Source organism: Embleya sp. NPDC050493, from assembly GCF_044458105.1.
Taxonomy (GTDB): domain Bacteria; phylum Actinomycetota; class Actinomycetes; order Streptomycetales; family Streptomycetaceae; genus Embleya.
Map to the genome: position 1 here is coordinate 73,992 of NZ_JBITHP010000010.1, position 26,940 is coordinate 100,931.

Sequence of the window (26,940 nt, forward strand, 5' to 3'; positions counted from 1 at the left end):
TGTACCCCCGCTACGGCCCGGTCGCCGGCACCAGTTCGAGCAGTTCCCGGAGTTCACCCCACCCGCGGGTAAGCACACCCATGGCGGCCCCCAGATCCACCGCCGGGGGCAGCGGGGTATCGGTGAGCAAGTCGTGGAGCGTGGGTGGTGTCCGAAGTCGACGCTGCAAGGCCAGCCAATCTTCGTCCCTCTCGGATCCGTCGGGCAGAGACCATGGGGCGACCTCGTATTCGGTGCGATCGGCACCCATGGCGTGCAGCAGGCCGGATCGACGCACCAGGCACGGGTAGCAGGCACCGCAATTGGCCATGGACAAGCCCTGCCCCGAAGTCAGGCCACGTCCTTGTCGGATCGGCGGCTTGCCACAACTCAAGGTGTCCACCAATTCCGCCGGCTCCAGGCCGGCATCGAGCGCCGCCCGACACACCTCTCCTTTGGTCATGTCCGCCAGAGGGTTCACTGCCCTCACCGCGTCACGGTCGGGGCTGAGTTCCTGCACAAGTGCGTTCAGGTGATGCAACGTCCATGGATGCACGGAGCGAGTCGAGCAGGCTGCCGCTCGTGCGGCCGTCAGGGGGCTGTTGAGCGCGAGTTGTCCGTTCTCCGGCACATTGACCCGGTCGACTCGATGAGCGGCAGCAATACGCACGGCACCGGTTGCGTAGAGCAGTCCTCGCGTACGCGCGGAAGTCTCGAGCCTGTCTCCGGTGCCGTCGCCCTTGGAGGTCTGCCGCAGGCGCACGAGGCACATTTCTCGGTTGTGGCCCAGTCGTCGAACCGACGCGTACACCCGTAGTTGCAGGTCGTCGAGGCTGATCTCGCGGAACATGACGAACAACAAGCGTCGCCCGTGCGCCTTACCGGTGCTCGCTCGCGTGGCCGCCCAACTCAGCGAATCCAAGCCGCCGGACAACAAGGACACTTCGCTCGCACGCGGCTCGTCCGCGAATGGCAAGGTCTCGTACGTGTACTCGGGCCTGAACGCGCGAAACCGTACCTCCCAGAGATCTCCCGTCAGTGTCTGAAGCAACGCCGTCAAATGGGATATCGGCCCGGGTGATGCCCAAAGGTCGGGGTCGGAAACAGGCACTGAGAGGCGAATCCTGCGCGTCCAATTGTCCGCGGCAGTGTCTCGCCGAATGCGCTTGTCCGCAACGAAGGCGGTACGCGCCACGCGAAAAAGATCGTCGGCCCACGCGGGCGCAAGGCCGGGCAATCGATCGGTGCCGGTGACGCTGCTCTCACGTTCCTGGAACGAGTCCGGGCCGACCACCACCGCGTCCGCCGCGGCAGGCGGCCTGTCCGCCGCGTGCTCATGCCACCACACAAGGTCCCCGAGCCCGGTCATGCCGCCTCCGGTGTGCTCAACCCGAGGACGGCGTCGACCGCACGAGGCACCAGCGATCGGGCAATGCCGGGCAGTGCATCCGATCCGCCCCTGCCGACGGCAACCTCGCATGGGTCGGGAACAAACTCCAGTAGACATTCCGTGATCCAGTTCGCAATCACACTCTCCGGATCGATGAGAACGGTCGATCCGAGCATCGCCAGATTGATTTTCTCCGCCACGACGGAGCGCAGAAACTCCGCCACCACGTCGGCGAAAAACAATCGATACAGATCACACAATATGTCCGCGGTCATACTGCGGCCGATCGTGCTTCCACTCAACTCGGGATGCTGTTCCTGCACTTGGACCCATGCCGCAGCAACGGCTCTACGCACCACCGCATCCGAGAGTGTGCCGCCTTCTCCGCCGATCCGGGTGACGAGCCCGGCCAGGACCTCGGTGTCGGACGCCATCCGCGGCGGGCTTGCCATCACGTCCGCGAGCCGTCCACCGGCAGTACACGCGGCGTCATAGAGGCCGAACGCCGAGGCGTCTTCGCGCACAGTCGACTGGAGGGCAAGGAGCAGACTCTGCGCGATCTCGCCAAGCCGCTGGTCCGCATCGCGTTGGTCCGGCCGCCATCGGGTCAGTCTGTTTCCCACGGCGCTCCATGGACCCCCGCTGGGCCCCCTCCATCGCGTGGACGTTCCCACCGCGCCCCCTGCCTCGATGCCGCCGCTTGCCCCTTTTCATGGCAGCAGACGGAGCGGCGGTCCGGTAGAGGTGGACTCGGCCATGATTCGACGTATCAGTCCGGGTAGGGCCGCGCCGGGGTAGCCGGCCCCCAAGGCGTCGGTATCGCTTCATGCCAGGTCGAGCTCGGAAACGACGAAAGCCCCGCCGGATCGACCCGGCGGGGCTTTCGTGCTGTGTGGACCTGTGGGGATTTGAACCCCAGACCCCCTCGATGCGAACGAGGTGCGCTACCAGACTGCGCCACAGGCCCAACGAGGAGAAACATTACCACCTCGGCGAAGTGGGTCGTGCACGGGTATTCACTCGTTGACGGCCCGGCGCCACTCGTGTTCATACAGGGGCAGCGAGTCGACCGAGGCGCCGTAGCCGGTGCGGGTGTCCTCGGCGTATTGGTCGAACAACGGGGTGGACGGGCGCGGGGCCTCGGTCGGGACGGGGTCCGGGACGGCGTGGATCTGCGGGCGTTCCGGCTCGTGTTCGACGTCGCCGCGCGGGACCACCGGTGCGGTCACGTACGTGGGCAGCGGGACCGGGACCGGGTCCCACGAGTCGCGGTCGTGCGGGTCGCCGCCGGTGGCCAGTTCGGCGATCCACTCGGCCAGCGCGGGCTCCTCCGCCTCCCGGTCGCGCCTGCCTCGAAGACCGACCGGGGCCGAGGCTCCCGAGGCGCCGTTCGGCCCGGACGAGCCGGTCGACCCCGAGCGCGGTGTGCGCGTCTGCCGTGCGTCGCCGCCGGCCGGCGGGGTCGCGGAACGAGGTTGGGGCGGCGTCGCGTCGTGCGTCTCGCGGGCCTTGGCCCGAGAGCGCGATTCGGCGGCCGAGGCGCCGTCGGCCGGCGTGCCGGACTTGCCGCCCGCGGGACGGCCCAGCCGGCGCAGGCCGGCCTCGTAGCGCCGCCGCTCCTGCACACGCAGGTGCACGATGTAGGCGGACAGCAGGACGCCGGGTACGGCCGGCAGCCACACCCACGCGAGCCCGGCCACACCGGCCAGGATCGCGCCGGCGGTGAAGGTCGCGAACAGGGTCGCAATGACCCGACGGCGCCGGGTGAGCAGCGCCGCCCGGCCGTCGTCCCGGCGCACCGGCGCGGCGGGGCGCTTGGCCGCGCCGGGCTTGCCGGCCTTGGCCGGGGACGCGGGCCCGGGGATCGCGGCCGACTGCGGCGTCGTCGTCGGCGCGGCGGGCTTGGTCGGGTGCTGCCGGGCGCGCGGCGGTTCGGTCGGGCCGCGCCGCTCGGGCGCGTCCGTGCCGTCCTCGGCGGGCGTTCGGACCTCCGCGAGCGCACGGGCGGAGCGGCGCTCGAAGGCGCCGCGACGGGAGAGGATCCGGATCGCGGTGGTGAATCGCTCGGTCGGCCGGGCCTCGTTGAGCTCGTCCTGTCGGCGAAGCCACATGGGCACCAGATAGGCAGCCCAGGCCCCCACGATCGCTGCGTAGATCAGGCCGCTGCCGTTCACGCTTCACACGCTAAGCCGGATGGGCACCGCATCGTCGGATTAGGCACGGTGTGTCGCCCGATCCGCGGTGATGCCCATGTGACGAATGTGACTGCCGAGACTGCCGAGGCGACCAAATCCACCGAACCGTCCGGCGCGGCCGAAATAGCCGAGAAGCCCGACCCGGCCGAATTCACCGAGAAGCCCGACCCGGCCGAAACGACCGGGACACCCGAGATACCCGGAGCCGCCGTGGCCCCCGAGGCCCCTCGGGCAGCCGTTCTCCGGGATGCGCCGGGGTCTGCCGAGGTGACACCGCTCATATCTCCGGGAGAGTAGCGAAATCGCAAGATCGATGTGTCGATATGGCGGGATCGATCTCGAAGAGATTCCGCTACCAGGTGAAGCCCCGGCTCTCGCGGTAGGCACGCCACCGCATCAGGAGACCTTCGGGGACCTCCTCGGCGTTCAACGCGTAGGCGATGTGGTCGCGCCAGTCGCCGTCGATGTGCAGATAGCGCGGGCGCAGGCACTCCTCGCGGAACCCCAGCTTGTCCACCACCCGCCGACTGGCCCGGTTCTCCGGGCGGATGCACACCTCCAGGCGATGCACGCCCAGCCGGAAGAAGCAGTGGTCGGCGGCGAGCGCGACCGCCGTGGGCATCACGCCCAGCCCGGCGACGCGTTCGTCCACCCAGTAGCCGACGTGCGCCGAGCACATCGAACCCCAGGTGATCCCGGCGACCGTGACCTGACCGACCAACTGCCCGTCGTACAACACCACGAACGGCAACATCCGGCCGGCGCCCGCCTCGGCCCGCAGAAAGCGCACCATCTGCCGGAACGTCGGGCGCCGACCGGCCGCGGAGCCCGGCGGCACGGTCGCCTCCCAGCGGCGCAGCCACTCGCGGTTGCGGGTGTGCACCTCCTGCCAGGCGACCGCGTCCCGGGCACGGATCGGGCGCAGGGTGACCCGGCCCTCGGTGAGCTCCACCGGCCACCCGCGGGTCAGTGCGTGCCCCATGGCGGCTGCTGCGCCCCTCCGTAGCCCCCGCCGCCCTGGAATCCACCGCCCGCGCCGCCGCCCTGGTAGCCACCCCCGCCACCGAAGCCGCCCTGGTAGCCGCCGCCTCCGGGCGCGGGCTGCTGCTGCCCACCGCCCCCGAAGCCGCCGCCACCGCCGCCGCCGAACCCGCCGCCCTGCTGGTGGTCGCCGCCCTGGAGCTGGGACACCACGTGCGGCAGCACCTTGGCCAGCACGTTGATGCCGTCCTGGGCGCCGCCGGGCGAGCCGGGCAGATTGACGATCAGGCTGCGGTAGGTCCAGTGCGAGTCCTGGGTGATCGCGACGCCGGCAATGCCGCGCGACAGGATCGAGGTCGGCACCTTGTCGAAGTTCTCCATCCGGATCGCCTCGGCGATGCCCGGCACCTCGTAGCTGATCACCCGGCTGGTCATCTGCGGAGTCTGGTCGAACGGGTTGAGCCCGGTCCCCCCGGTGGTGATGATCACGTCGTAGTGGCCCGCGACCGCGTCCCGCAGTGCCTGGCCGACCGGCTCGCCGTCGGGCACGATCTGCGGGCCCCGCGTCTCGAAGCCCAGTGCCTGCAGTCCGCGCACGATCACCGGACCGCTCTCGTCCCCGTAGGTCCCGGCCGCCGCGCGCGTGGACACGGTGATCACCATGGCTCGCATCAGACTTGCCCTCCGTCCCGTTGTGTGGTCGCTGCCCCGGTGTCCCGTTCCCAGTCCCCGGAGGCGCCGCCCGTCTTCCGCTCGACCCGCACGTCGGTGATGACCGCGCCCGGGTCCACTGCCTTGATCATGTCCACGACCGTGAGCGCCGCGACGGAGACCGCGGTCAGCGCCTCCATCTCGACGCCGGTTCGGTCCGCGGTGCGCACGGTCGCGGTGATCTCCACCGCGTCGTCGTGCACCGTCAGGTCCACCGCGACGCCGTGCAGCGCGATCGGGTGGCACAGCGGCACCAGGTCGGGCGTGCGCTTGGCCGCCATGATGCCCGCGATCCGGGCCGTGGCCAGTGCGTCACCCTTGGGCATGCCCTCGCCCCGCAGGAGTTCGACCACACGCGGCGACACGAGCACCCGGCCCGAGGCCGAGCCCGTGCGGACCGAGATCTGCTTGGCCGTGACGTCCACCATGCGGGCCGCGCCGGCCTCGTCGAGGTGCGTGAGGTTCTTGGCGCCGCGCGTCAACTTTCCACCCCATACGGTGAGCCCCCCGTGCGGTGGGGCGTCGAAGTGCCGTGTGTATCGAACCGCCCGATGTGTCGGACCGCCCTGTGTATCGAACTGCCGTGTGTCGTGCTGGGGCAACGTTAGAGGCACAACCGGGCGGCCCGCATGCACGGGGCCGCTCGGACGGGGTTCGCGGCGCTCAGCCGAGCAGCATCACGGACACCTCGGCGCCCTCGGCGACCTCGGTGACGTCGGCGGGAAGGGTGATCAGCGCGTTCGCCTTGGCCAGGCTGCCGAGCAGGTGGGAGCCGGTGCCGCCGACCGGGTCCACGGTGCCCTCGCCGACCCCCGCGGGCGGCGGGGTGTACCAGGCGCGCAGGTACTGGCGCTTGCCCTCGGGCGACTTCAGCGCCGCCGAGCAGCCGGCTCGGACGATCGGCCGCTCGGTGACCTCGGCGCCCTGCATCCGCAGCAGCGCCGGACGCACGAACACCTCGAAGGACACGAACGCACTGACCGGATTGCCGGGAAGGGTGAAGATCGGCGTCTCGTCCGGACCGATCACGCCGAAGCCCTGCGGCATCCCCGGCTGCATCGCGACCTTGCCGAACTCGACCGTGCCCAGCTCGGAGAGCACCTCCTTGACCACGTCGTAGGCGCCCGCGCTGACGCCGCCCGTGGTGACCACCACATCCGCCCGGATCAGCTGGTCCTCGATCGTGTCGATCAGGATCTTCGGGTCGTCGGGCACGTTGCCGACCCGGTACGCGATGGCGCCCGCCTCGCGTGCGGCGGCGGTGAGCATGTAGCTGTTCGAGTCGCGGATCTGGCCGGGGCCGATCGGCCGACCGGGCTGGGTCAGCTCGCTGCCGGTGGACAGGATCACCACGCGCGGCTTGGGCCGCACCCGGATGCGCTCGCGGCCGATCGCGGCGAGCAGGCCGACCTGCGCCGAGCCGATCGCGCTGCCCGCGTCCAGGACGGTCTGCCCGGCGGTGACGTCGCTGCCCCGGCGGCGGATGTACTGGCCGCTCTCCGGCGCCTTGGTGATCCGTACCGTCGGCATGCCCGCGTCGGTCCACTCGACCGGCACGATCGCCTCGGCGCCCTCCGGCAGCGGCGCGCCGGTCATGATCCGGGCGCAGGTGCCGGAACCGATCGCGGTCTTGGGCGCGTTGCCGGCGGCGATGTCGTCCACCACGTCGAGTACCACCGGATAGCGCTCGCCCGCGTCGGCGACGTCCGCGAGGCGGACCGCGTATCCGTCCATCGAGGAGTTGTCGAACGGTGGCAGGTCGCCGGTTGCGGCGACCTCGTCGACCAGGAGGCTGCCGTGCGCGTCGAGCAGTTGCAGTTCGAGGGGGGCCAGCGGTGCGATCCGCCCGAGGATCCCGGTCAGGTGGTCCTCGACGCTTTTCATGCTTGCATCTCCTCGTTCACGTACTGCCTCAGCCAGGCCCGGAACTCGGGTCCCAGATCATCACGCTCGCATGCCAGCTTCACGATGGCACGCAGATAGTCGGCCCGGTCGCCCGTGTCGTACCGGCGGCCGGAGAACAGCACGCCGTGCACCGTGCCGCCCTCGGCCGACTCGCGACCCGCGAGCACCCGCAGCGCGTCGGTGAGTTGGATCTCGCCGCCTCGGCCCGGCGGGGTGTGTTCGAGCACGTCGAAGACCGAGGGGTCGAGCAGGTAGCGGCCGATCACCGCGAAGTTGCTGGGCGCGCTGCCGGGTTCGGGCTTCTCCACGAGATCGGTCACCCGCACCACGCCGGGCTCGGAGACGCCCTCGGCGAGGGGTTCGACCGCCGCGCAGCCGTAGAGGTGGATCTGGGACGGGTCGACCTCGATCAGTGCGACGACGCTGCCGCCGAGCTCGCGGCGCACCCGCAACATGGTGCTCAGCAGCGGATCGCGCGGGTCGATCAGGTCGTCGCCGAGCAGCACCGCGAACGGCTCGTCGCCCACGTGCGGGCGGGCGCACGAGACGGCGTGTCCCAGGCCGCGCGGGTCGCCCTGGCGGACGTAGTGGATCGCGGCCAGCTCGCTCGACTCGCGAACGAGCTTGAGCCGCTCCAGGTCGCCCTTGGCGGCCAGCGCGTGTTCGAGTTCGTACGCGCGATCGAAGTGGTCCTCCAGCGGGCGCTTGTTGCGCCCGGTGACCATCAGCACGTCGGTCAGCCCGGCGGCGACCGCCTCCTCGACCACGTACTGGATCGCCGGCGTGTCCACGACCGGCAACATCTCCTTGGGCGTCGCCTTCGTCGCCGGCAGGAAGCGCGTGCCGAGACCTGCGGCGGGTACGACGGCCTTCGTGATGTGGAACGAGCGACGCGGAGGCATGGCCGCACACTAACGGGTGGGATCACCGGGGGTCCCGGGAAGCCCGGCGATTGGCCTGTTGTCGGCCGAAGGTCCGCTCCCGGCCGGATCCGGGCCGCAGAACCGGTCGCCGCCCGCCCGTTTGGCCCGACCCAGCGCCCGGTCCGCGGCCCGCAGCAGGGTCGCGGAGTGCGTGCCGTCCTCGGGCAGTACGGCCAGGCCGATCGCCATCGTCAGCCGCACCGGGTCGGCCGTCGCGCCGAAGCTGCCGCGCCGGACCGCGTAGCACAGCCGTTCGGCGACCTTGGCCGCACCGGACGCGTCGGTCTCGGGCAGCAGGATCACGAACTCCTCGCCGCCGTAGCGGGCGATGGTGTCCACCTGGCGGATCTCCAGGGCCAGCCGCTGGGCCACCTCGCGCAGCACCGAACTCGCGCCCTGATGGCCGTGCCGCTCGTTGACGTCGCGAAAGTGGTCCAGGTCCAGCATGAGCAGCCCGAGTGGTCGGCCGAACCGGGTCGCGCGCATCACCTCGCGATCCAGCACGAGTTGCAGGTAGCGGTAGTTCCACACGCCGGTCAGCGGGTCGGTCACCGACAGCCGCTCCAATTCGGCGCGGCTGAGTTCCAGTCGGGTGACCTCGTGCCGCAGCTCGGGCAGCTCGTTGCCGGCGATCGCGCGCAATCGGCGCACGGCAACGGTCAGCGAGCTGACCGCGACCGAGAGCGCGCCGACGAGCAGGATGATCAGAAGACGTTCGAAAGTCAGGCCCATGCGGGGTCCGGGTCAGGTGCGGTGGCGCGAACTGTGTCGATTGCGCGGACTCCTTCGATAACCCGTCCAAACACGTCATTCAGGGAACAGCATGAAGGACATCCTCAACGACAAGGCCACACTGAGGTCACAGTTGATGCACTCACGGTCACACACGGGGTCGGATCGGCGTGTCGCGGCGAGTCGCGCGCTCCGTGACGCGCTCCTCGCGCTCCCCGAGGTGGCCGCGGCCGCGACCGTGGCGGCCTACGTGCCGGTGGGTTCGGAGCCGGGCGGCCGGGATCTGGCCGAGGATCTCGCCGCCGGGTCGACCCGGCGTGTGCTGCTGCCGGTGCTGTTGCCGGACAACGACCTGGACTGGGCGCTGTACGAGGGTCCGGCGTCGCTGGTGCCGGCCGGCCGGGGGCTGCGCGAGCCGGTCGGGCCGCGGCTGGGCGTCGAGGGTGTGCGCACGGCGGACGTGTTGGTGGTGCCCGGTCTCGCGGTGGATCGCCGCGGACTGCGGCTCGGGCGTGGCGGCGGGTCCTACGACCGGGCACTCGCCCGGGTGCCGGCCTCGGCCGTGACGGTGGTGCTGCTCTACGACGACGAGGTGCTCGACCGGGTGCCGGCCGAGCCGCACGACGTGCCCGTGGACATCGCGGTGACGCCCGCGGCGGTGTACCGGTTCACCCGGTAGCACCGCCGCGGGCCGCCGTCACGGTCCGCCCGGGGCCGGCCCGGCCGGGCCGGCGGGCTCCAGGGTCAGCCGGTGTTTGGCCGCCTTGTCCACCGCCGCGGGCGTGTACGCCCACTGCAGGGTCTTGCCCTTGCGCCACAGGTCGGTCTGGTCGGTGTAGTTGTCGTGCCACACGTGTCCGGACGCGCCGGTGAGGTTGATCCAGCGGGACTCGTCCAGGTTGGCCAGGTCCACCACCATCCGCATCGACGGCACGGTGGTCACCTCGTAGCCCTGCGCGACGTTCCACCCGGTCGCGTTGACCAGGCCCTCGCCGCCGGACATCCGGTACGGGCCGCGGTTGAGCATGTACTTGACCGGGCCCGGGCCCTCGGTGCCCAGCGTCTGGTTGCGCAGCGTCAGCGTGTGCAGCCGACCCCACGACCAGGTGTCGATGTCCTTGCCGAGCCGGGAGGTGAGGTCCTTCTTCGCCTCGGTCATCGCCTTGTGCAGCAGACCGTCGCGGGTGGTGATCGAGCCCGGGTTCTTGGAGACGTTCCACCACGGGCTCTCCGGGCTGGCCAGCAGCGTGCGGGCCACCTCGTTCCACCGGTCGCCGCCGTCGGGTTGCGCGGTCGAGTCGTCCCGGTCGCCGCACTGCACGCGGGTGTTCGACGAGTTGCTCGCACAGTCGTTGTCGGCCCGGACCGAGAACGGCATCTTGTCGCCGAACGCCAGCATCAGCACCTGGCGCCACACCGCGTTGAAGTACGCGGCCGACTTGGAGTCGGCCCGGTTGCGCATGTCCCAGCCCCGGAGCAGGTCCTGCGCCTCGCGCACCCAGGGATCCTCGACCCGGACCGCGAGCAGGTACGGCACCAGCAACTGCGCGACCGGGTTGACGTCGTCCGTCTGCATCTTCTGCATCATCGCCGGATCGATCTTGCCCGGCGCCTTGGTGATCATTTCCTCGATCCGCTGACTGCGCGAACCGTAGCCCCAGTCCGAGGTCAGCAGGTACGGGTACGCCGGCGTGGTCACCGCGTTGTTGGCGGTGACGATGTAGCCCTCCGGCGGGTCGTACACGTTCGGCAGCGAATCGAACGGGATGGAGTCCGCCCAGTCGTACTTGGCGTCCCACCCGTACACCGGCCAGCGGCCGTCACCGGTGCGGCGCACCGGGATCTTGCCCGGCGCCTGGTAGCCGATGTGCCCTTCGACGTCCGCGTAGATCGCGTTCTGCGACGGCGCGTCGAAGTTCTTCAGCGCGGCCCGGAAGTCGTTCCAGTTCTGCGCCTTGTTCAGCTGGAAGAGCGCGTCCATCGAGGTGCCCGGATCCAGCGCGGTCCAGCGCAGCGCGACCGCGTAGCCCTCCTCGCGCTGTGGGCTCAGGTCCGGGATCGGCGCGTCCTTGCCGACGTCCTCCAACTCGTCGGACGCGTCGGTCAGGATCGGCCCGTGCCGGGTGCTGCGCACGGTGATGTGTCGATCGCCGCCGCCGGCCACCTTGATCGTCTCCTGACGGACCTCGGTGAACGGCTCGTACTTGTTGTTGTAGAGCACGCCGTCGCCCTGGACCTTCTCCAGGTACAGGTCGGTCACGTCGGCGCCGAGGTTGGTGAAGCCCCACGAGATCTTCTGGTTGTGGCCGATGATCACGCCGGGCATGCCGGAGAACGTGTAGCCGGAGACGTCGTATTGGCACTTCGGCCCGACCGTGCGGCAGTGCAGGCCCATCTGGTACCAGACCGAGGGCAACGACGGGGACAGGTGCGGGTCGTTGGCCAGCAGCGGCTTGCCGGTGGTGGTGCGACTGCCCGCGACCACCCACGAGTTGGAGCCGACGCCGGAGGACTTCTCGCTGAACAGCGAGGGCAGCTTGGCCAGCGACTCGGACAGGCCGGCCAGCACGTTCTGCGCGCTCTTCGAGGGCACCGCGGGCGGCGCGTCCTGGACGAAGCGCTCGGTCTTGCCGTCCTTGGGATCCTTGACGATCTCACCGGCGCGCACGATCGGCTTGTTCACCTCGTACGGATACGGCGGGTAGAGCTCGTCGATCTGGTTGACCGTCAACTTGTCGGACAACAACGCCCGGTCGATCTCGTCCTGCATGTTGGTGCGCAGGTCCCAGGCCATCGCCTTGAGCCAGGCCACCGAGTCGACCGGGGTCCACGGCTCGGCCTTGTAGCCGTCGTGCACGACGCCGAGCAGCGCGTACTCGAACGAGGCATCGGCGCCCTTGTGGTCCTTGAGATAGGCGTTGACCCCCTCGGAGTACGCCTGGAGGAACTTCTGCGACTCCGGCGGCAGCGCCGCGTACTCCTGCTCGGCCACCTTGCGCCAGCCCAGCGTGCGCAGGAACTTGTCGTTGTCCACCTGCCCGGAGCCGAACATCTCGGACAGCCGGCCCGCGGTCATGTGCCGACGCACGTCCATCTCCCAGAACCGGTCCTGGGCATGCACGTAGCCCTGCCCCCGGAAGAGGTCCTCGGACGTGTCGGCGTACACCTGCGGGATGCCCTGGGCGTCGCGCACCACGTCGACCTTGCCGGTCAGCCCCGGCACCCGGACCGTGCCGGACGTCTGCGGGAACGAGTCGCGCGACAACTGCCAGCCCCACCAGCCCAGTCCGCCGATCGCGATGGCCAGCACCACGACCAGGACGATGGCCGTCAACCGGAATCGGCGCCACGCCTTGGACGGCCCCTTGGGGGTCGTCGGTCGTTCCTTGACCTTGGCGGTGCCGCCGGGCACGGGCGCCTCGGCCGCGGCGGGCTCGGGCGCGGGTGCGGGCTGCGCAGCGGCTGCGGGCTCGGGTTCGACCCGTGGCGGCTCGGCGGCACGCGGCGCGGGCGGCGCGGCGGGCGCGGGGATGGCGACGGGAGCGGGCGGCTCCGCATACGGCTCGGGGGGCGCGTAGGGCTCCTGGGCGGGGTGCGACTCCTGCGGTGCGTACGGTCCTTGCGCGGCATACGGCTCTTGCGGCGCGTACGGCTCGGGTTCGCCGTACGGCTCGGGCGCGGCCCGGCGCTCACGCTCCGCGCGTTCTTCCGCGCGCCGCTGGGCCGCGACCGGATCCGCCGCGGCCCACTGCGATGTGGGCCACTCGCCCGTGGGCCAGTCGTCCCACCCGGAGGATGAGGCGTCCTGGCCACCGGGGGGCTGCTCCGGGTCGGGCGTCTTCGAGGGAGGCATCAAGGTCCTTATGCGGTCGGTGCGGCAAGGGACACCTTAAAAGCCGAGCGTCGTCGGCATCACAGCCACGGGTACGAGACGGGACCCCTCTGGGGTATGGATCCTTCGCTTTGGTAAAATATTTGCCAGGCGTAGGTAATTCATCGCCGGTTCGCCGGCGCGGCTGGGCCCCCCTTCCCATGGCTCGCTGATTGCCTGCGCATCGCGGCGTTGCCGGTTCCGCCGGTCGTCGCCTGCCTTCATGTTCTGCACTCCGTGCGGCCGCCTGGGGGGTGGCCGGACCGACGACCGCCGGAGGTGACGCACGTGTCCGTGCCCGAGCTCAACCAGGTCCTGCTCCTGGGTGCCATCGTCATGTTGTCCGCCGTCATAGCGGTACGCCTGGCGACCAGAACCGGACTGCCGAGCCTGCTGCTCTACCTCGGACTCGGGATCCTGATCGGGGACGACGGCCTCGGCATAGGTTTCGACAACGCCGAACTGACCCAAACGCTCGGCTACGCCGCGCTGATAGTAATCCTCGCCGAGGGCGGGATAGCGACCAGTTGGAAGGAGATCAAGCCGTCGGTGCCGGCGGCTGCGGTGTTGTCCACCGTAGGGGTCGGAGTGAGCGTCGCGGTCACCGCGTTGGCCACTCGGATAGTGCTGGACGTCGACTGGTCGACCGCGATCCTGATGGGCGCGATCGTCTCCTCCACGGACGCCGCCGCGGTGTTCTCGGTGCTGCGCAAGCTGCCGCTGCCGCATCGGCTGACCGGTCTGCTCGAGGCCGAGTCCGGCTTCAACGACGCCCCGGTGGTGATCCTGGTGGTCACGTTCGCCCACGTGGGTCATGTCGAACCGTGGTACCGGATCCTCGGCGAGATCGGCATGGAGTTGACCATCGGCATGGCGGTCGGCCTCGCGGTGGGTCGGCTCGGCGCGTTCGGCCTGCGCCACGTCGCGCTGCCGGCGTCCGGGCTGTACCCGATCGCGGTGATGGCGCTGTGCGTGCTCGCCTACTCCGGCGGTGCGCTGGCCCACGGCAGCGGGTTCCTCGCGGTCTACCTGACCGCACTCGTGCTGGGCAACTCGCAACTCCCGCACGGCCCCGCCACCCGCGGCTTCGCCGAAGGACTCGGCTGGATCGCGCAGATCGGCCTGTTCGTGCTGTTGGGACTGCTGGTCACCCCACACGAGTTGGCCGGCGCGGTGGTCCCGGCGCTGGTGATCGGCACCATCCTGCTGCTGGTCGCCCGGCCGCTGTCGGTGATCGTGACCACGACGCCGTTCCGGATACCGTGGCGCGAGCAGTTGATCCTGTCCTGGGCGGGGCTGCGCGGAGCGGTACCGATCGTGCTCGCCACCATCCCGATCGTGAAGAACGTCCCGGACGCCCAGCGGCTGTTCAACATCACCTTCGTGCTGGTGGTGGTCTTCACCCTGGTGCAGGGACCGACGCTGCCCTGGATAGCCCGCAAGGCCGGTTTCGCGGGCGAGCACGAGCCCACCGACCTGGGCGTGGAGTCCGCGCCGCTGGAGAAGCTCCAGGGGCACCTGTTGTCGGTCAGCGTGCCGCCGGGCTCGCGCATGCACGGCGTCGAGGTCGGCGAGCTGCGCCTGCCACGCGGGGCCGCGGTCACCCTGATCGTGCGCGACGACGAGAGCTTCGTGCCCGAGCCGACCACCGTGCTCCGCCGCGGGGACGACCTGCTCGTGGTGGCCACCGACACGGTGCGCGACGACGCCGAGGATCGGCTGCGCGCGGTCAGCCGGGGTGGCAAGCTCGCGGGCTGGTTCGGCGTCAAGGGCGACACCTGAGGTACGATCATCCGGTTGATTGCCATCGGGGCGCCTTCGGGCGCCTCGATCGCCGATCCCCTCCACACACCGACTCTGCCTGACGCAGGGCTGGCGTCGTGACCGCACGGCGGCCGAAGCACGACTTCGGTATCTACCCCGGTGGACGCTTTCGAGGACAGCTCTCGGCGCACCGGGGTTTCCCATGTGCGTCACCAGGTGGCAGGAAGCGACAGCCGCGATGCCCACGCATCGGAACGCCGCACCCGTTCGCGGGGAGCGGTGCGCATGATCTCCACATACTCCTCGCTGCTGCGGACCCCGTCCGCATGGCGATTCCTGGCACCCGCGCTCATCGCCCGGCTGCCCTACGCGATGCTCGGCCTGGGCATCGTGCTGTTGGTCAAGCACACGACCGGCTCGTACGGCACGGCCGGCGCGGTCTCCGCCGCCGCGGCCGTCGCGCTCGCCTTCGTCGGCCCGCAGACCGGTCGGCTCGCCGACCGCTTCGGCCAGGCGGCGGTGGTCGTGCCCGGCGCGCTGCTGCACGGCGCGGCGGTGTCCGCACTGATCGTGGCCGCCCTCTCCGACGCGCCACTGTGGTTGCTGTTCGTCACCGCGGTGCTCTCCGGCGCGACGGTGCCGCAGATCGGCTCCATGGTGCGGGCCCGCTGGGCCGCCCACCTGGATGGCTCGCCGCTGCTGCCGACCGCGTTCGCGTTCGAGTCGGTGACCGACGAGTTCACCTTCGTGGTGGGCCCGGTGGTGGCCACCTTCCTGGCCACCGGCGTGCACCCGGCCGCCGGGCTGATCGTCGAGGCGGCGCTGACCGTGCTCGGCTCGCTGCTGTTCGCGCTGCAACGCGGCACCGCGCCGCGACGGGTGGTCCGGGCGGCCGGCGACGCACCGCGGGTGTCCGCACTGCGGATCGGCGGCGTGCGGTTGCTCGTGGTGGCCTTCGTCTGCATCGGCGGGGTCTTCGGGACCGTGCAGGTCTCGGTCACCGCGTTCGCCGAGGAGGTCGGCAAGCCCGGCCTGGCGGGCGCGCTGTACGCGGTCTTCGCGGGCGGCAGCCTGATCGCCGGTGCGGTCTACGGCGCGATCGCCTGGCGGCGGCCCGCGCACCGTCGCATGCTCGTGACGTTCGCCCTGCTGGCCACCGGCACCGCACCGCTGTGGGCCATCCCCGGCGTGGGAATCATGGTGCCCGTCGCGTTGCTGTGCGGACTGGCGATCGCACCGACGCTGATCACCGGGTTCACCCTGGTCGACACACTGGTCCCGGCCGAGGCCAAGACCGAGGCGTTCACGTGGCTCACCGGCGCGATCGGCCTGGGCCTCGCACTCGGTTCGACCTTCTCCGGAATGCTCACCGACGCGCGCGGTTCGGGCGCCGGTTTCGCGCTCACCCTGGCGGCGGCCGGCATCGGCTTCCTGGTGGTGCTCGGCGGGCAGCGACTGCTGCGACCGGGCGTGGATGTGACACCCATTACACCGCCGACCGCGACCGTGGTGGACGGATCTCCGGTGAATGCTGCACCATTGGCACTCGACAGGTGAGAGTGCCAGTACCCAGCTGACCTGTCTGTCGAAGGAGGACCAGACCGTGCCGACGTACCAGTACCAGTGCACCGCCTGTGGCGAGGGCCTTGAGGCCGTCCAGAAGTTCACGGACGACGCGCTGACCGAGTGCCCCGCCTGCCAGGGCAGGCTGCGCAAGGTCTTCTCGGCGGTGGGCGTCGTGTTCAAGGGCTCCGGCTTCTACCGCACCGACAGCCGCGGTTCGAGCACGTCCTCGACGCCGGCGACCGCGTCGACCGGCGCTTCCTCGTCGTCCTCGGACGGCTCCTCGTCCTCGGGTTCCACGGGTTCCTCGGGTTCGTCGTCCTCGTCGTCGGGTTCGTCGTCCTCGGGTTCGTCGTCCTCCTCGTCGTCCGGCTCCTCCGGTACGACGTCGACGGCGGCCTGACCGATGGCGACCGGCGTGCTGCCGGCGGGGGTGGCTCCCGCCGAGATCGGTGTGATCGGCGGCTCCGGGTTCTACGCGTTCCTGGACGACGTGGTCGAGGTGCGCGTGGACACGCCGTACGGCGCGCCCAGCGACGCCCTGTTCCTGGGCGAGGTGGCCGGCCGTCGGGTCGCCTTCCTGCCCCGGCACGGCCGCGACCACTCGCTCCCGCCGCACCGGATCAACTACCGCGCCAACCTGTGGGCCCTGCGCGCCGTCGGGGTGACGCAGGTGCTCGCGCCGTGCGCGACCGGCGGCCTGCGCGCCGAACTCGGTCCGGGCACGCTCGTGATCCCCGACCAGTTGATCGACCGCACGTCGAGCCGGGTCCAGACCTTCTTCGACGGGCTGCCGCTCGCCGACGGGACGATCCCGCCGGTCGTGCACACCACGTTCGCCGACCCGTACTGCGCGGACGGTCGCGCGGTGGTCGCCGCCCGGGCACGCGCCTCGGGCTGGGAGCCGGTGGACGGCGGCACCCTCGTGGTGATCGAGGGACCGCGCTTCTCCACCCGCGCCGAGTCCAAGTGGTACGCGGCGCAGGGCTGGTCGATCATCGGCATGACCGGGCACCCCGAGGCCGTGCTCGCCCGCGAACTCGGCCTCTGCTGCACCGCGATCGCGCTGGTCACCGACCTGGACGCGGGCGTCGAGGCGGGCGAGGGAGTCACCCACGCCGAGGTGATGAAGGTCTTCGCGGCCAACGTCGACCGACTGCGCACCCTGCTGTTCGACGTGGTCGCCGCGCTGCCCGAGACGCGCTCGTGTACGTGCGGGACGGCGGAGGTCGAGCGGCCGGCGTAGCGCCGCTCGCTGCCGCCCGCGGTGCGCCGCCTGCTGCGGCCGGCTCGGCGCCGCCTGCTGCGGGTCCGGCCGCTGTGGGCGTGGGCCCTGTTTTCGTTCCGTTCGTGTGTCGTGAAGGCCGCTTCCCGAGTTCGGGGGGCGGCCTTTGTGGTGGACGGGGCGTCCCTCACGTGGGTGAAGTCGTGGTCCCCAGGGGCGGAGTTGTGCACAGGCTTCGGGGCCGCCCGGCCGGGTCGGGACATCGCGCGGCACCGTGGAGGCGCGGCTCGGCCCTCGTTTCCTGCCCCGGTTCCGACGCGGGTCGGGCCGCACTCGCCCGCTGCCCGCGTTGGAGGTGTGATGTCCGCTTCGGGATCGTTCGGAGCCTCGCCCGGACCGTCGTTCGGCCCGCCGTTCCGGTCGGCTCCGGCCCCGCTCACCCGGCGGCCCTGGCGGCGCGTCCTGGCCCGCCATCGACGCGGCCTGGCCGCGCTGTCGGCCGCCGTCGCGGTGTTCGCGGTGATCGTGGCGGTCCGCCCCGCACCCGCGCCGACCGGCCCGATCCTGGTGGCCGCGCGCGATCTGCCCGCGGGCAGCACCCCCGGGGTCGCCGATCTGACCCTGGTCGCGATGCCGACGGCCCTGCATCCGGCCGGAGTTCTGCATGCGGTCGGGCAGGCCGCCGGGGTCGCGCTGACCGGCCCGCTGCGCCGGGGCGAGCCGGTGACCGACGTCCGGGTGGCCCGCTCCGGCGGCCCGCGCGACACGGGCACGGTCGCCCTGCCCGCGCGCTTCGCGGACGCCGACGCGGTGGCCGTGCTGCGCCCCGGCGACCGGATCGACGTGCTGGCCGCGCCCGCGCCCGAACACCCCGGTCCGGCACGGCTGATCGTCCCCGCCGCACTCGTCGTGGCCCGGCCGGCCGCGACCGGGGCGTCGTCGACCGGGGCGCTGCTGATCCTGGAGGTCCCGCGAGCGGCGGCAGCCGAACTCGCCGGTGCGGCGAACGGGCCTGCCCTGACCTATACCATCCACAGGTTCGTGAACGGCCCTGTTGCGACGAGCCGTGAATGACAGCAAACTCGTGCGGGTTGTTCCGCTTCGAGGGGTATTCCGTGATTACTACGATCGGCCGTATTGATCACGGATCCAACCGCCCCGTCGGGGCTCCGACCGATCGACATCGATGGGAATCAGCAGTGGGCGGCTTCAAGAAGTTCCTCATGCGCGGAAACGTCGTGGACCTGGCTGTGGCCGTGGTCATCGGCGCCGCGTTCACGGCGGTGGTGACGGCGTTCGTGAAGGGGCTGATCAACCCGGTCGTGGGTGCGTTCGGCACCAGGAACCTGGACGGGTACACATCCTGCATCAAGGGCCCGTGCGGGGTCGACGCGAAGGGCGAGGCGACCGGCGTCCAGCTGTTGTGGGGCTCCGTGCTCGGCGCCGGGCTGACGTTCCTGATCACCGCGGCGGTCGTGTACTTCCTGCTCGTGCTGCCGCTGAACCACATGCTGGAAAAGCGCAAGCGTGCCTTGGGTCAGACGGCCGCGAAGGAACTCAGCGACACCGAACTCCTCACCGAGATTCGCGACCTGCTCGCCGCGCGCCTCGAACCGCCGGCGAACGGCGGCCGGACCGCCGGCCAGGGGACCGCCGGATTGATCTCCCCGCGCTCCGACGTCTGATCGCTCGCCCCGGTCGGCTCATCCGCCGACCGCGCGCCGCATATCCGCAACCGGGCACACGGTAAAGGGCGGGTTCGCTCCTTCGGATGAAGACGAAGGAGCGAACCCGCCCTTTGTGTATCGGGTCACCTCGGGTACCGGGTCATCCGGGTACGGTGTCACCTTTGCCTGTCGGCTCAGAGGTGATGCGGCGGCTTGTCGTCCAGGAAGCGGCGCAGATCCGCCGGATCGGCGGAGGGCCGGGCCTCGCCCCATCCGGCATCCGTCTCGTCCGAACTCGCCTCGGGGAGCAGGTCGTCCCAACCGAACCGGTCGCGCTCGCGCCGCTCGGGCCCGGCCGGCCCACTCGCCTCGCGCACTCGCGCCTCCGTCGTCTCGATCTTCGCCCGCTCCGCCATGCCACCCAGTGTGCCGGCGCCCGGAACGTCACTCTGCCCGGCCGGGGCCGCGCACGGCGGCCCCGGCCGGGCAGTAGCCGGCTGGCCCCGGCACAGCGCAGCGTCAGGCGGCTTCGAGCCCCTGGGCGGTGGCCAGTTCGCGCAGCTCGACCAGGGCCTGCTTCTCGATCTGGCGGATCCGCTCACGGGTGAGCCCGAGCTGCTTGCCGACCTCGGTCAGCGTGTGCTCCTTGCCGTCCGCCATGCCGTAACGCGCCCGCAGGATCGTGGCCGTGCGGCCGTCCAGCCGACCCACCAGATCCGCTATCTGCTCGCGTCGCAGTGTCGCCAGGGTTATGTCCTCCGGCGTCAACGGGTCGGTCTCCTGGACCAGTTCGCCCAACTCGGTCTCGCCGTCGTCACCCACGGGGGTGTCCAGGCTGATCGGGTCGCGCGCCCAACCGATCACGTCCACGACGCGCTCCGGTGTGGAGCCGACCGCCTCGGCGATCTCCGCCATCTCGGGATCGCGCCCGTGGTCGCGAGCGAACTCGCGCTGCACCCGGCGGATCTTGCTCAGTTCTTCGACCAGGTGCACGGGCAACCGCACGGTGCGGGCCTGATCCGCCATCGCCCGGGTGATCGCCTGTCGAATCCACCAGGTGGCGTAGGTGGAGAACTTGAAGCCCTTCGCGTAGTCGAACTTCTCGACCGCGCGGACCAGGCCCACGTTGCCCTCCTGAACCAGGTCCAGGAACGGCATCCCACTACGCGGGTAGCGCCGGGCGACGGACACCACCAGCCGCAGGTTGGCCTGGATGAACAGTTCCTTGGCCGCGGCGCCGCGCGCGATCAGCCGGTCCAGCTCGGCCCGGTCGACGCCCTCGGGCACCGCGTCCTCGTCGATCAGCTTCTGCGCGTACAGCCCTGCTTCGATGTCCTTGGACATCTCGACTTCGCGCTCCGCGTCGAGCAGCTTCGTGCGGCTGATCTCGTCCAGGTACACACCGACCGTGTCGCGCTCGACGTCGGCAGCCTTCCGCGTGCGGGAAGCCGCCACTCGCTCGGCGCCCTGTCGGGCCACACCACGTGTAGTCGGCATGCTCTAGCCCTCGCTTTCATTCGCGTTCGTCAACATTTCGAACGAACGAGAAGCCTGTGATATTCCGTCCGGAGATGTACTGTTGAAAGGTTGGCCGATAGCGGCCCCTGAGAGCGCCTGCCCGGCGTCGGGCCCCGCATGCACACTCGATGTGCCTACGATTCGGTCAACGGTCGGCGAGGCCCGGATGTTCCGAAGTCCGGGACCCGCCACGGCGGCGTGCCCGGCGTCGAACCCCGCCGGGCGGCGCCCGATCGTGTGGCGGGCAGCGGTTCGTGCACCCCGATCGGGGGCCGGGCCCGAAGGTGTGCGCCTTCCCGATCGATGGCTTTCGGCCGGCCGTCAGTGCGCGTCCGGCGCGGGCTCCAGGTCGCGCGGGATCAGCCGCCAGGCCAGAACGGCTGCGATCAGGGCGACCACGCCGCCGGCCAGGAAGGTCGGCGTCATCCCGGACGTGAACGCCTCTCCCGCCCGGCCCAGGATGCCGCCGGCGCCGAGTCGATCCGCGACCACGGAGGCGTCCCCGATCGACTCGTGTACCGCCGCCGTGTCGGCCGAGTCGAGGTCGAGGTCGGGCAGGTTGGCCCGGTAGAGCGCGGATGCCATGCTGCCCAGGATCGCGACGCCCAGCGCGGCGCCGAGTTCGTACGCGGTCTCGTCGATCGCCGCCGCACCGCCGGCCTCGGCGACCGGCACCGAGGACATCAGCACCACCGACGCGACGGTGGCCAACGTCCCCACACCGAGCCCGACCACCGCGAGCGAGGCGCCCACCAGCGGGTAGTCCACGTCCCGGAAGTGTTGCCCGACCCACGGCATCGCAAGCCCGACGGCCATCAGCGCCAAGCCGACCGCCAGCACGTTCCGGGGCGGGAAGCGGTGCATCAGCGCGGGCACGAACATCGACGCGAGGATCAGCGCGATCGGCGCGGGCAGCAGGTGCAGACCGGCGGAGACCGGGCTGTATCCCTGCACGTACTGGAACCACTGGCTGAGCAGGAACAGCGCCGCGCCCAGTCCGAGCATGCCCAGGAAGATCGCCGTCGCGGCCATGGTGAACGCGCGGTTCGTGAACAGCCGGACCTGGAGCAGCGGATTGGCCAGCCGCAGTTGGCGGCGCACGAACACGGTCAGCGTGAGCGCGGCCACCACGAGCAGGATCCACGCGGCCGGATCGCCGACGCCGCCCTTGCCGAGTTGCTTGATACCGCCCGCGAGGGTGCCCATGCCGACGATCGACAGGCCGACGCCGGGCCAGTCCCAGGCGCCGGAGCGCGGCGAACGCGACTCGGGCAGCAGCCACATGCCGAACCCGATCACCGCGACCGCGATCGGCACGTTCAACAGGAAGGCCGACTGCCAGCCGTGCGACTCCACGAGCAGCCCGCCGACCACCGGCCCGAGGGCCATGCCGCCGCCGAAGACCGCCGACCAGACGGCGTAGGCCAAGGCCCGCTCGCGGGTGTCGGTGAACACCTGGCGCAGGATGGTCAGCGTGGACGGCATGATCGCCGCGCCACCCACGCCGAGCAGCACCCGGGCGGCGATCACGTGCCAGGCGGCCGTCGCCGCGACCGCGAGCAGCGAAGCCAGCGCGAAGATGGCGAAGCCGACGAGCAGCAGCCGCTTGCGCCCCCAGCGGTCCCCGAGCGCGCCTGCGGTGACCAACAGGCCGGACAGCGCGAGCGCGTACGAGTCGATGATCCACAACTGCTCGACCGAACCGGGCCGCAGATCGGCGACCAGGGACGGGAACGCGACGTTCAGGATGGTCGCGTCCATCGAGATGATCAGGAGGCTCCCCGACAGGATCGCGAGCACGGCCCAGCGCCGCGGGTCGGGCGTGGGGCGGGGGGTGGTGGAGCCGGCCATGAGACATCCTCAATCCTTGTGAGACATAAATGTCTCACGCCATTGAAGGAGTGTCCACCGCTACCCTCCGCTGCGGCGGCTCCGTACCGCTCCCGCCCCGGTGGAGTCGCCGCCCCGCTCCCGCGAATCGACCGCCCCTCCCCGGAACGGGCCTACCGCCCCTCCCCGGAACGGACCGGCCGTCCCTCCCCGGAACGGACCGGCCGTCCCTCCCCGGAACGGGCCTACCGCTCCCCTCCCGGCAGCACGATGGTCATGAACGACTCGCCCTGCCGGAATCCGAGCCGCTCGTACACCGCCCGGGCCGGGTTGCCCTCGGTGACCGCGAGCCCGATCGAGGGCAGTCCGTCCAGCAGCGCCAAGCCGAGCGTGTGCCGCAACAACCGGCCGCCGAGCCCCGCGTACTTGGGGTCCGGGTCGCGAAAGACCTCGGTGATCCACGGCCCGATGTGTTCGGCGTCGTTGACCAGCACCGCGCCGACCACCCGCCCCTCGTCGAGCGCCACCGTGCTGAACCCGAACAGCGGCCCGAGCGAGCGGCCGTCGTACAGCCCCTCCAGGTTCTCCGGACTCGCATCGTCGCCGCTGTCCGGGTGCTCCGGCGGATACGCGGCGATCCAGGTGTCGTACAGCTCCGACGGCGGCACGGACGCCGCCGCGCGCACCTCGATCCCGGGCTCGGCCCAGGTGACGGCCTCCAGGTCCGGACCCAGGTCCCGGGTGTACCGATGCATATGCCGAAGCAGCCGGCCGCCCGCGGCGAGCAGCACCGCGCCGGCGTCCTCCCGGGCCGACACAACCCACCCGGGCAGCGCGGTCAGGATGGCGGGCGCGGCGAGCTCGGCCGGGAGTCGGTGCAGGCGCAGGTCGAGCGCGGCCGGGCGACCCGAACGGTTGCCCAGCCGGTAGTCGGCCACCAGCGCCCCGTCCCGATCGAACACGGTTCCGCGCGTACGAACGCTTTCGTCTGTGGTCATGAGCTTCATTCTTCGATGCCCGAGCAAGTGGTTATCTCCTCTCGGCGGCCCCGATTCCGACCCCGATTCCAGCCTCGACTCCGACCCCGATTCCAGCCTCGACTCCGGCCCCGGGCAGCACCGCGGCGGCCGTCGCGAGCGTGCCGGCACAGGCCACGCCCATCCGCCCAGCATCACCCGACCCACCGGTCCCCGCACGCCCGGGTACACCAGAACATGCGCGGAGAGTGATCGCCCCCGAAACTGGCATACATGGACAAAATCTCGCTCCGGACGGCCACCAGGGAGCAACTCGCCTCGGCCCGCAGCACCTCGTCCGGCCGCAGCTCGGTCACCATGCCCGGCGGCTCCCGCCAACACCTGAGCCAGACCCTGATCGCCCTGACCGCCGGCAACTCCCTCGCCGAACACGAGAGCCCCGGCGAAGCCTCGCTGATCGTGCTGACCGGCCGCATCCGCCTGACCGCCGACGACGAATCGGTCGAGGGCACCTCCGGCGACCTCCTGGTCATCCCCCGGGCGCCGCACTCCCTGGAGGCCCTCGAAGACTCCGCCGTCATCCTCACCGTCGGCAAACCCTGACCCACCCCAAAGCCGCCGGCCACCCCCGCAACCGTTCCGCTACCCTGTCCTGCGGGACCACACGGCCCCGAAGCCTCCATAGCTCAGGGGATAGAGCACCGCTCTCCTAAAGCGGGTGTCGCAGGTTCAAATCCTGCTGGGGGCACAACTGCAAAACTGGCTCTCACCTGGGAGCCAGCCCCCTTCGGGGGTGGCACCATCGGCCTCGTACACCGCGTACGGGGCCGTTTGCGTGAGCGATGCGTGAGCGAGTGTTTCGCGAACTTCTCCCGGGCGTCTCCCGGCGCGCGGCAACCAGACGGGCCGCAGCCTCCGCCAGGGTGCGGTCCGTCTCGGGGCGCAGACTCGTGTACGTGTCCGCCGTGTGCGAGGCACCGTCGACCACCTGGATCCGGGGGGCGGCGGAGGTGGCGGTGGGACGACCTGCCGGCCTCGGGCGCGCCCCGACGCACCACTGCGGGCTGTCCGCGTGGAACTGTTGACAGATGCGGAGAGGGCTGGGCGGGCGCCTGGGCTCACCACAGCCGAGCGTGACTGGCTGCGGACCGAACTCGGCCCCAGCGAACGCAACGCCGGCTGACTGTCACAACTGCTTGGCCGAGATTGTCCTTCCACAACGGAATCACCTCGTAAATGATCTAGTCATCTTTGCGACCAAAGGAGATTCCAAGATGCCGTCGATCAGAACTCTACGGGCCCTGGCCGGTGCATTGGGCACCCTCGCCCTGGCCGTCACCATGACTACCCCGGCGACCGCAGATTCGTCACCCAAAGTCATGTACGGCGGGCTCACTAACGGGAGACAGCACATGATCGATAATGGCTTCTCCTCTAAATGTTTGGAGATTCGCGGCGACCGTACGGACGCCGGCGCCCCCGCAAACCAATGGACCTGCAACCCGTCGAACACTCAGCGATGGTGGGCCCGGCGGAGCGCATCCGGTGACCACGAGATCGTCAATGTGAATTCCGGACTGTGCCTGGAGATTCGCGGCGACCGCACCGACGACGGTGCCCCTGCGAACCAATGGCCCTGCAACGGATCATTGACGCAATCATGGCGAGAGGTTTCGTACGGAGTCAACGGTTCGGAAATAAGGAATGTCAATTCCGACAAATGCCTTGAAATACTTTCATGGGGGACCGGCGACGGTGACGCCGCAGGGCTGTGGACTTGTCACGGTGGCGCAAATCAACGGTGGTACATCGGAGTCCAGCCCGCATAGATAGCGGATGCTTGCACTTCGGGGATCGACAACCCTGGAGTCGGTTATCCACAGCCTGTGAGTCCGGCATGCCCGGAAACATCCCGAGAGCCCCGAGCGCCGAAACCCGGCCCGGGGCTCTTGTGCGTCCCGACCCCGTACCGATGGAGACTGCCGTGTTTCGCTGGTCCCTGGCTCGCCCTCGGTCGACGCCATTCAGCTCCGCGCCTCCGACCTGGGCAGAGATCCCGGAAGCGCTGGCCGTGCCGGACGACGACGAGTGCACCATCACCGCCGATGAGGCGACCGACACGTGCGGTGACCCGGGCCCGGAGTACACCGCGTTCTCGGCTGTCATCGTCCACAGCGAGCGGCTGGAGTTCGCGCACGGCGACTGGATTGTCGTCATGGGCCCCGCGCGCGTTCCAACGGTTCACACCGAGCGAGTTCGCCGCGGCGTACGAACAGGTGTAGCCGCGCGCCCACCGCCACCGTGTTCGTGGCGCACCACCTGGCCGCGCTGCGGCCGGCCCGGCACCGAGCGGGGCCTGTCCCCCGAACACCGCGCCGAGCAACGCGACCAGGCCAACGCCGCGCGGCAACTCGACCAAGCGCGGCTACCGCCGCTGGCAACGCGCCGTGTTCCGCCCTTGGGGTCCCTCGACACCACCCGGTGTACGTGTGCCCCGAGTGCGCGTCGGCCGCCGCCGGTCGGTCCTGTTGGCGGCTGTTGACCGAGGCCGACCAACACCCACATACCCGCAAGGAGTTCGTTGCCCAGGGCGCCAGCCCCGACGACCCGGCGTAAGGCCGCGGCCTGTGCAAGCCGTGCCACGATCGCACACCGCCACCTCAACCCCGGGTGGCTGGGCAGCCCAATAACCGCCACCACGACCGCGCCGGCGCGAGGTCATCGCCGCAGCCCTGGGCACGCCCGCGCCCTGCCCCAAGTACCGACGCACCACGGGGCCTGCCGGTGCCGCGGCGACCGCCGGCCCGGCCTCGCTGCGGCAGTCACTGAGGCCGTGCTCGCCTACCTCGGGAGCCCTCGGCCGAGCACTGCCGAGGCCGATTCGGAACCCGATGCGGCGCCGGCCGGACCGGGAGAGGCATCCCAACCGCTGGGCTGGGAGCGTCAGGGGGCCCGACCGGGGATCAGCGTGCCACACGCTCAGGTCGGTGCCATCCTCTGACCTGCACCGATGCGAGGAGGCCGCGTGCCCGGTCCCGCCGCCCGCCCGGCCGCACTGCGCCTGGTCGAGGGCCGCTCACCCGGCCGTGACAGCGGCGGCCGGCCAGTCGCGCCGCACCCGGCATACACCCGCCCACCGCCCGCGGCGCCCATCTGGCTGCCTTGCGAGGCCGCCGCCGAGTGGCGCCGGGTGGTGCCCGAGCTGCAGCGCCTGAAGTTCCTCAAGCTGCCCGACCGCGCCACCCGACCACCTACCGCCTGTGCTGAGCACGCCTGATCGACGCCCAGAAGCTGATCAAGCAGAACGACCCGTTGCACGCCAACGCACAGGGCCTGATCACGACCGCGACGACGGCCACGCGCACACTTCACCGAGGCGACATGGGCTGCGGCGGACCCCGGATACGGCATCTCGCCGACGCGCGAGTACCTGGCGAAGGTGGCGTCCGAGGCCCGCGACGGGCCCGTCGGCCTGGCCAAGTTCCAGCGGTTGCACCTGGGCTCCGCACCAAGCAGCAGACCCGGTACCCAACCCTGCCCGCCCGGGACGCGAATGCGGGCATGGTCGACCGCGAACGGCTGTGCGGGCAACCGGCGTTCGTCGGCCTGGGCCTGGCCGCCACAACCGACCTGTGCGCACCGTACCGGATGTTCCCGGACGAAGCCGGCGGGTACGACGCGATCTGGCGCCTGTGGATGCCCGAGGCGA

24 protein-coding genes and 2 tRNA genes are annotated in these 26,940 nt (G+C 70.7%); 11 read left to right on the top strand and 15 right to left on the bottom strand.

Going from position 1 to position 26,940, the window contains the following annotated elements:
• Window positions 1-10 precede the first annotated feature (10 nt).
• The 10 genes from ACIBM5_RS20760 to ACIBM5_RS20805 all read right to left on the bottom strand — a co-directional run bounded on the left by ACIBM5_RS20760 (window position 11) and on the right by ACIBM5_RS20805 (window position 8,816).
• Entirely contained in the window at window positions 11-1,348 is a 1,338-nt protein-coding gene (locus ACIBM5_RS20760) for a hypothetical protein (protein ID WP_396008208.1), read from the bottom strand.
• Window positions 1,345-1,992 carry a hypothetical protein gene (locus tag ACIBM5_RS20765; protein WP_396008209.1) on the bottom strand — a complete coding sequence of 216 codons (648 nt, stop codon included), beginning with the start codon at window positions 1,990-1,992 and terminating at the stop codon, window positions 1,345-1,347. Before ACIBM5_RS20765 ends, ACIBM5_RS20760 begins: the two co-directional genes overlap by 4 nt.
• A gap of 270 nt (window positions 1,993-2,262) precedes the next feature.
• Window positions 2,263-2,336, bottom strand: a tRNA-Ala gene (locus tag ACIBM5_RS20770).
• 49 nt (window positions 2,337-2,385) lie between these two features.
• On the bottom strand, window positions 2,386-3,543 hold the full coding sequence (locus ACIBM5_RS20775) for a hypothetical protein (RefSeq protein ID WP_396008210.1): 1,158 nt from the start codon (window positions 3,541-3,543) through the stop codon (window positions 2,386-2,388).
• A gap of 373 nt (window positions 3,544-3,916) precedes the next feature.
• Window positions 3,917-4,546 (bottom strand): GNAT family N-acetyltransferase, encoded by a 630-nt coding sequence (locus tag ACIBM5_RS20780; RefSeq protein ID WP_391588265.1) that lies wholly within the window; start codon window positions 4,544-4,546, stop codon window positions 3,917-3,919.
• Complete coding sequence (locus tag ACIBM5_RS20785) at window positions 4,531-5,208, bottom strand: molybdenum cofactor biosynthesis protein B (protein ID WP_396008211.1); 678 nt, start codon at window positions 5,206-5,208, stop codon at window positions 4,531-4,533. Before ACIBM5_RS20785 ends, ACIBM5_RS20780 begins: the two co-directional genes overlap by 16 nt.
• Before the next feature lie 8 nt (window positions 5,209-5,216).
• Window positions 5,217-5,684, bottom strand: coding sequence for a cyclic pyranopterin monophosphate synthase MoaC (moaC, locus tag ACIBM5_RS20790; RefSeq protein WP_396008357.1), 468 nt, complete (start codon window positions 5,682-5,684; stop codon window positions 5,217-5,219).
• A 235-nt stretch (window positions 5,685-5,919) separates the two neighbouring features.
• Complete coding sequence (glp, locus tag ACIBM5_RS20795; protein ID WP_396008212.1) at window positions 5,920-7,140, bottom strand: gephyrin-like molybdotransferase Glp; 1,221 nt, start codon at window positions 7,138-7,140, stop codon at window positions 5,920-5,922.
• Complete coding sequence (locus ACIBM5_RS20800) at window positions 7,137-8,063, bottom strand: UTP--glucose-1-phosphate uridylyltransferase (protein WP_391588262.1); 927 nt, start codon at window positions 8,061-8,063, stop codon at window positions 7,137-7,139. Before ACIBM5_RS20800 ends, glp begins: the two co-directional genes overlap by 4 nt.
• A gap of 9 nt (window positions 8,064-8,072) precedes the next feature.
• A complete protein-coding gene (locus ACIBM5_RS20805) occupies window positions 8,073-8,816 on the bottom strand; it encodes a GGDEF domain-containing protein (protein WP_396008213.1) in 744 nt (247 codons plus the stop codon).
• 91 nt (window positions 8,817-8,907) lie between these two features.
• On the opposite strand from ACIBM5_RS20805, the gene ACIBM5_RS20810 reads away from it, so the two are divergent.
• Window positions 8,908-9,495, top strand: a complete 588-nt coding sequence (locus tag ACIBM5_RS20810; protein ID WP_396008214.1) for a 5-formyltetrahydrofolate cyclo-ligase — start codon at window positions 8,908-8,910, stop codon at window positions 9,493-9,495.
• Window positions 9,496-9,513: 18 nt separating this feature from the next.
• Here ACIBM5_RS20810 and ACIBM5_RS20815 read toward each other — a convergent pair whose 3' ends face one another.
• A complete protein-coding gene (locus ACIBM5_RS20815; protein WP_396008215.1) occupies window positions 9,514-12,669 on the bottom strand; it encodes a penicillin acylase family protein in 3,156 nt (1,051 codons plus the stop codon).
• A 297-nt stretch (window positions 12,670-12,966) separates the two neighbouring features.
• Between ACIBM5_RS20815 and ACIBM5_RS20820 the strand changes: the two genes are divergently transcribed.
• The 6 genes from ACIBM5_RS20820 (at window position 12,967) to mscL (ending at window position 18,924) form a co-directional block, all read left to right on the top strand.
• The gene (locus ACIBM5_RS20820; RefSeq protein WP_396008216.1) at window positions 12,967-14,469 is read left to right on the top strand and encodes a potassium/proton antiporter; all 1,503 of its coding nucleotides are present in this window, start codon (window positions 12,967-12,969) and stop codon (window positions 14,467-14,469) included.
• A 186-nt stretch (window positions 14,470-14,655) separates the two neighbouring features.
• Complete coding sequence (locus ACIBM5_RS20825; RefSeq protein ID WP_396008217.1) at window positions 14,656-16,008, top strand: MFS transporter; 1,353 nt, start codon at window positions 14,656-14,658, stop codon at window positions 16,006-16,008.
• Window positions 16,009-16,054: 46 nt separating this feature from the next.
• Complete coding sequence (locus ACIBM5_RS20830; protein ID WP_396008218.1) at window positions 16,055-16,417, top strand: FmdB family zinc ribbon protein; 363 nt, start codon at window positions 16,055-16,057, stop codon at window positions 16,415-16,417.
• Window positions 16,418-16,420: 3 nt separating this feature from the next.
• On the top strand, window positions 16,421-17,260 hold the full coding sequence (locus ACIBM5_RS20835) for an S-methyl-5'-thioadenosine phosphorylase (RefSeq protein WP_396008219.1): 840 nt from the start codon (window positions 16,421-16,423) through the stop codon (window positions 17,258-17,260).
• A gap of 339 nt (window positions 17,261-17,599) precedes the next feature.
• Window positions 17,600-18,313 carry an SAF domain-containing protein gene (locus tag ACIBM5_RS20840; RefSeq protein WP_396008220.1) on the top strand — a complete coding sequence of 238 codons (714 nt, stop codon included), beginning with the start codon at window positions 17,600-17,602 and terminating at the stop codon, window positions 18,311-18,313.
• Between the two features lie 125 nt (window positions 18,314-18,438).
• Window positions 18,439-18,924, top strand: a complete 486-nt coding sequence (gene mscL, locus ACIBM5_RS20845; RefSeq protein ID WP_396008221.1) for a large conductance mechanosensitive channel protein MscL — start codon at window positions 18,439-18,441, stop codon at window positions 18,922-18,924.
• Between the two features lie 176 nt (window positions 18,925-19,100).
• Here mscL and ACIBM5_RS20850 read toward each other — a convergent pair whose 3' ends face one another.
• The 4 genes from ACIBM5_RS20850 to ACIBM5_RS20865 all read right to left on the bottom strand — a co-directional run bounded on the left by ACIBM5_RS20850 (window position 19,101) and on the right by ACIBM5_RS20865 (window position 23,252).
• Entirely contained in the window at window positions 19,101-19,322 is a 222-nt protein-coding gene (locus tag ACIBM5_RS20850) for a hypothetical protein (protein ID WP_396008222.1), read from the bottom strand.
• 103 nt (window positions 19,323-19,425) lie between these two features.
• Window positions 19,426-20,403, bottom strand: a complete 978-nt coding sequence (locus ACIBM5_RS20855; RefSeq protein ID WP_391588251.1) for an RNA polymerase sigma factor RpoD/SigA — start codon at window positions 20,401-20,403, stop codon at window positions 19,426-19,428.
• Window positions 20,404-20,745: 342 nt separating this feature from the next.
• Complete coding sequence (locus tag ACIBM5_RS20860) at window positions 20,746-22,275, bottom strand: MFS transporter (RefSeq protein ID WP_396008223.1); 1,530 nt, start codon at window positions 22,273-22,275, stop codon at window positions 20,746-20,748.
• Between the two features lie 224 nt (window positions 22,276-22,499).
• Window positions 22,500-23,252, bottom strand: a complete 753-nt coding sequence (locus ACIBM5_RS20865; RefSeq protein WP_391588249.1) for a GNAT family N-acetyltransferase — start codon at window positions 23,250-23,252, stop codon at window positions 22,500-22,502.
• 252 nt (window positions 23,253-23,504) lie between these two features.
• Here ACIBM5_RS20865 and ACIBM5_RS20870 point away from each other — a divergent pair, with 252 nt between their 5' ends.
• The 4 genes from ACIBM5_RS20870 (at window position 23,505) to ACIBM5_RS20885 (ending at window position 26,508) form a co-directional block, all read left to right on the top strand.
• Complete coding sequence (locus ACIBM5_RS20870; protein WP_391588248.1) at window positions 23,505-23,834, top strand: cupin domain-containing protein; 330 nt, start codon at window positions 23,505-23,507, stop codon at window positions 23,832-23,834.
• Between the two features lie 72 nt (window positions 23,835-23,906).
• A tRNA-Arg gene (locus ACIBM5_RS20875) sits at window positions 23,907-23,979 on the top strand.
• Window positions 23,980-24,643: 664 nt separating this feature from the next.
• A complete protein-coding gene (locus ACIBM5_RS20880; protein ID WP_396008358.1) occupies window positions 24,644-25,060 on the top strand; it encodes an RICIN domain-containing protein in 417 nt (138 codons plus the stop codon).
• A gap of 1,196 nt (window positions 25,061-26,256) precedes the next feature.
• A complete protein-coding gene (locus ACIBM5_RS20885) occupies window positions 26,257-26,508 on the top strand; it encodes a hypothetical protein (RefSeq protein WP_396008224.1) in 252 nt (83 codons plus the stop codon).
• Window positions 26,509-26,940 lie beyond the last annotated feature (432 nt).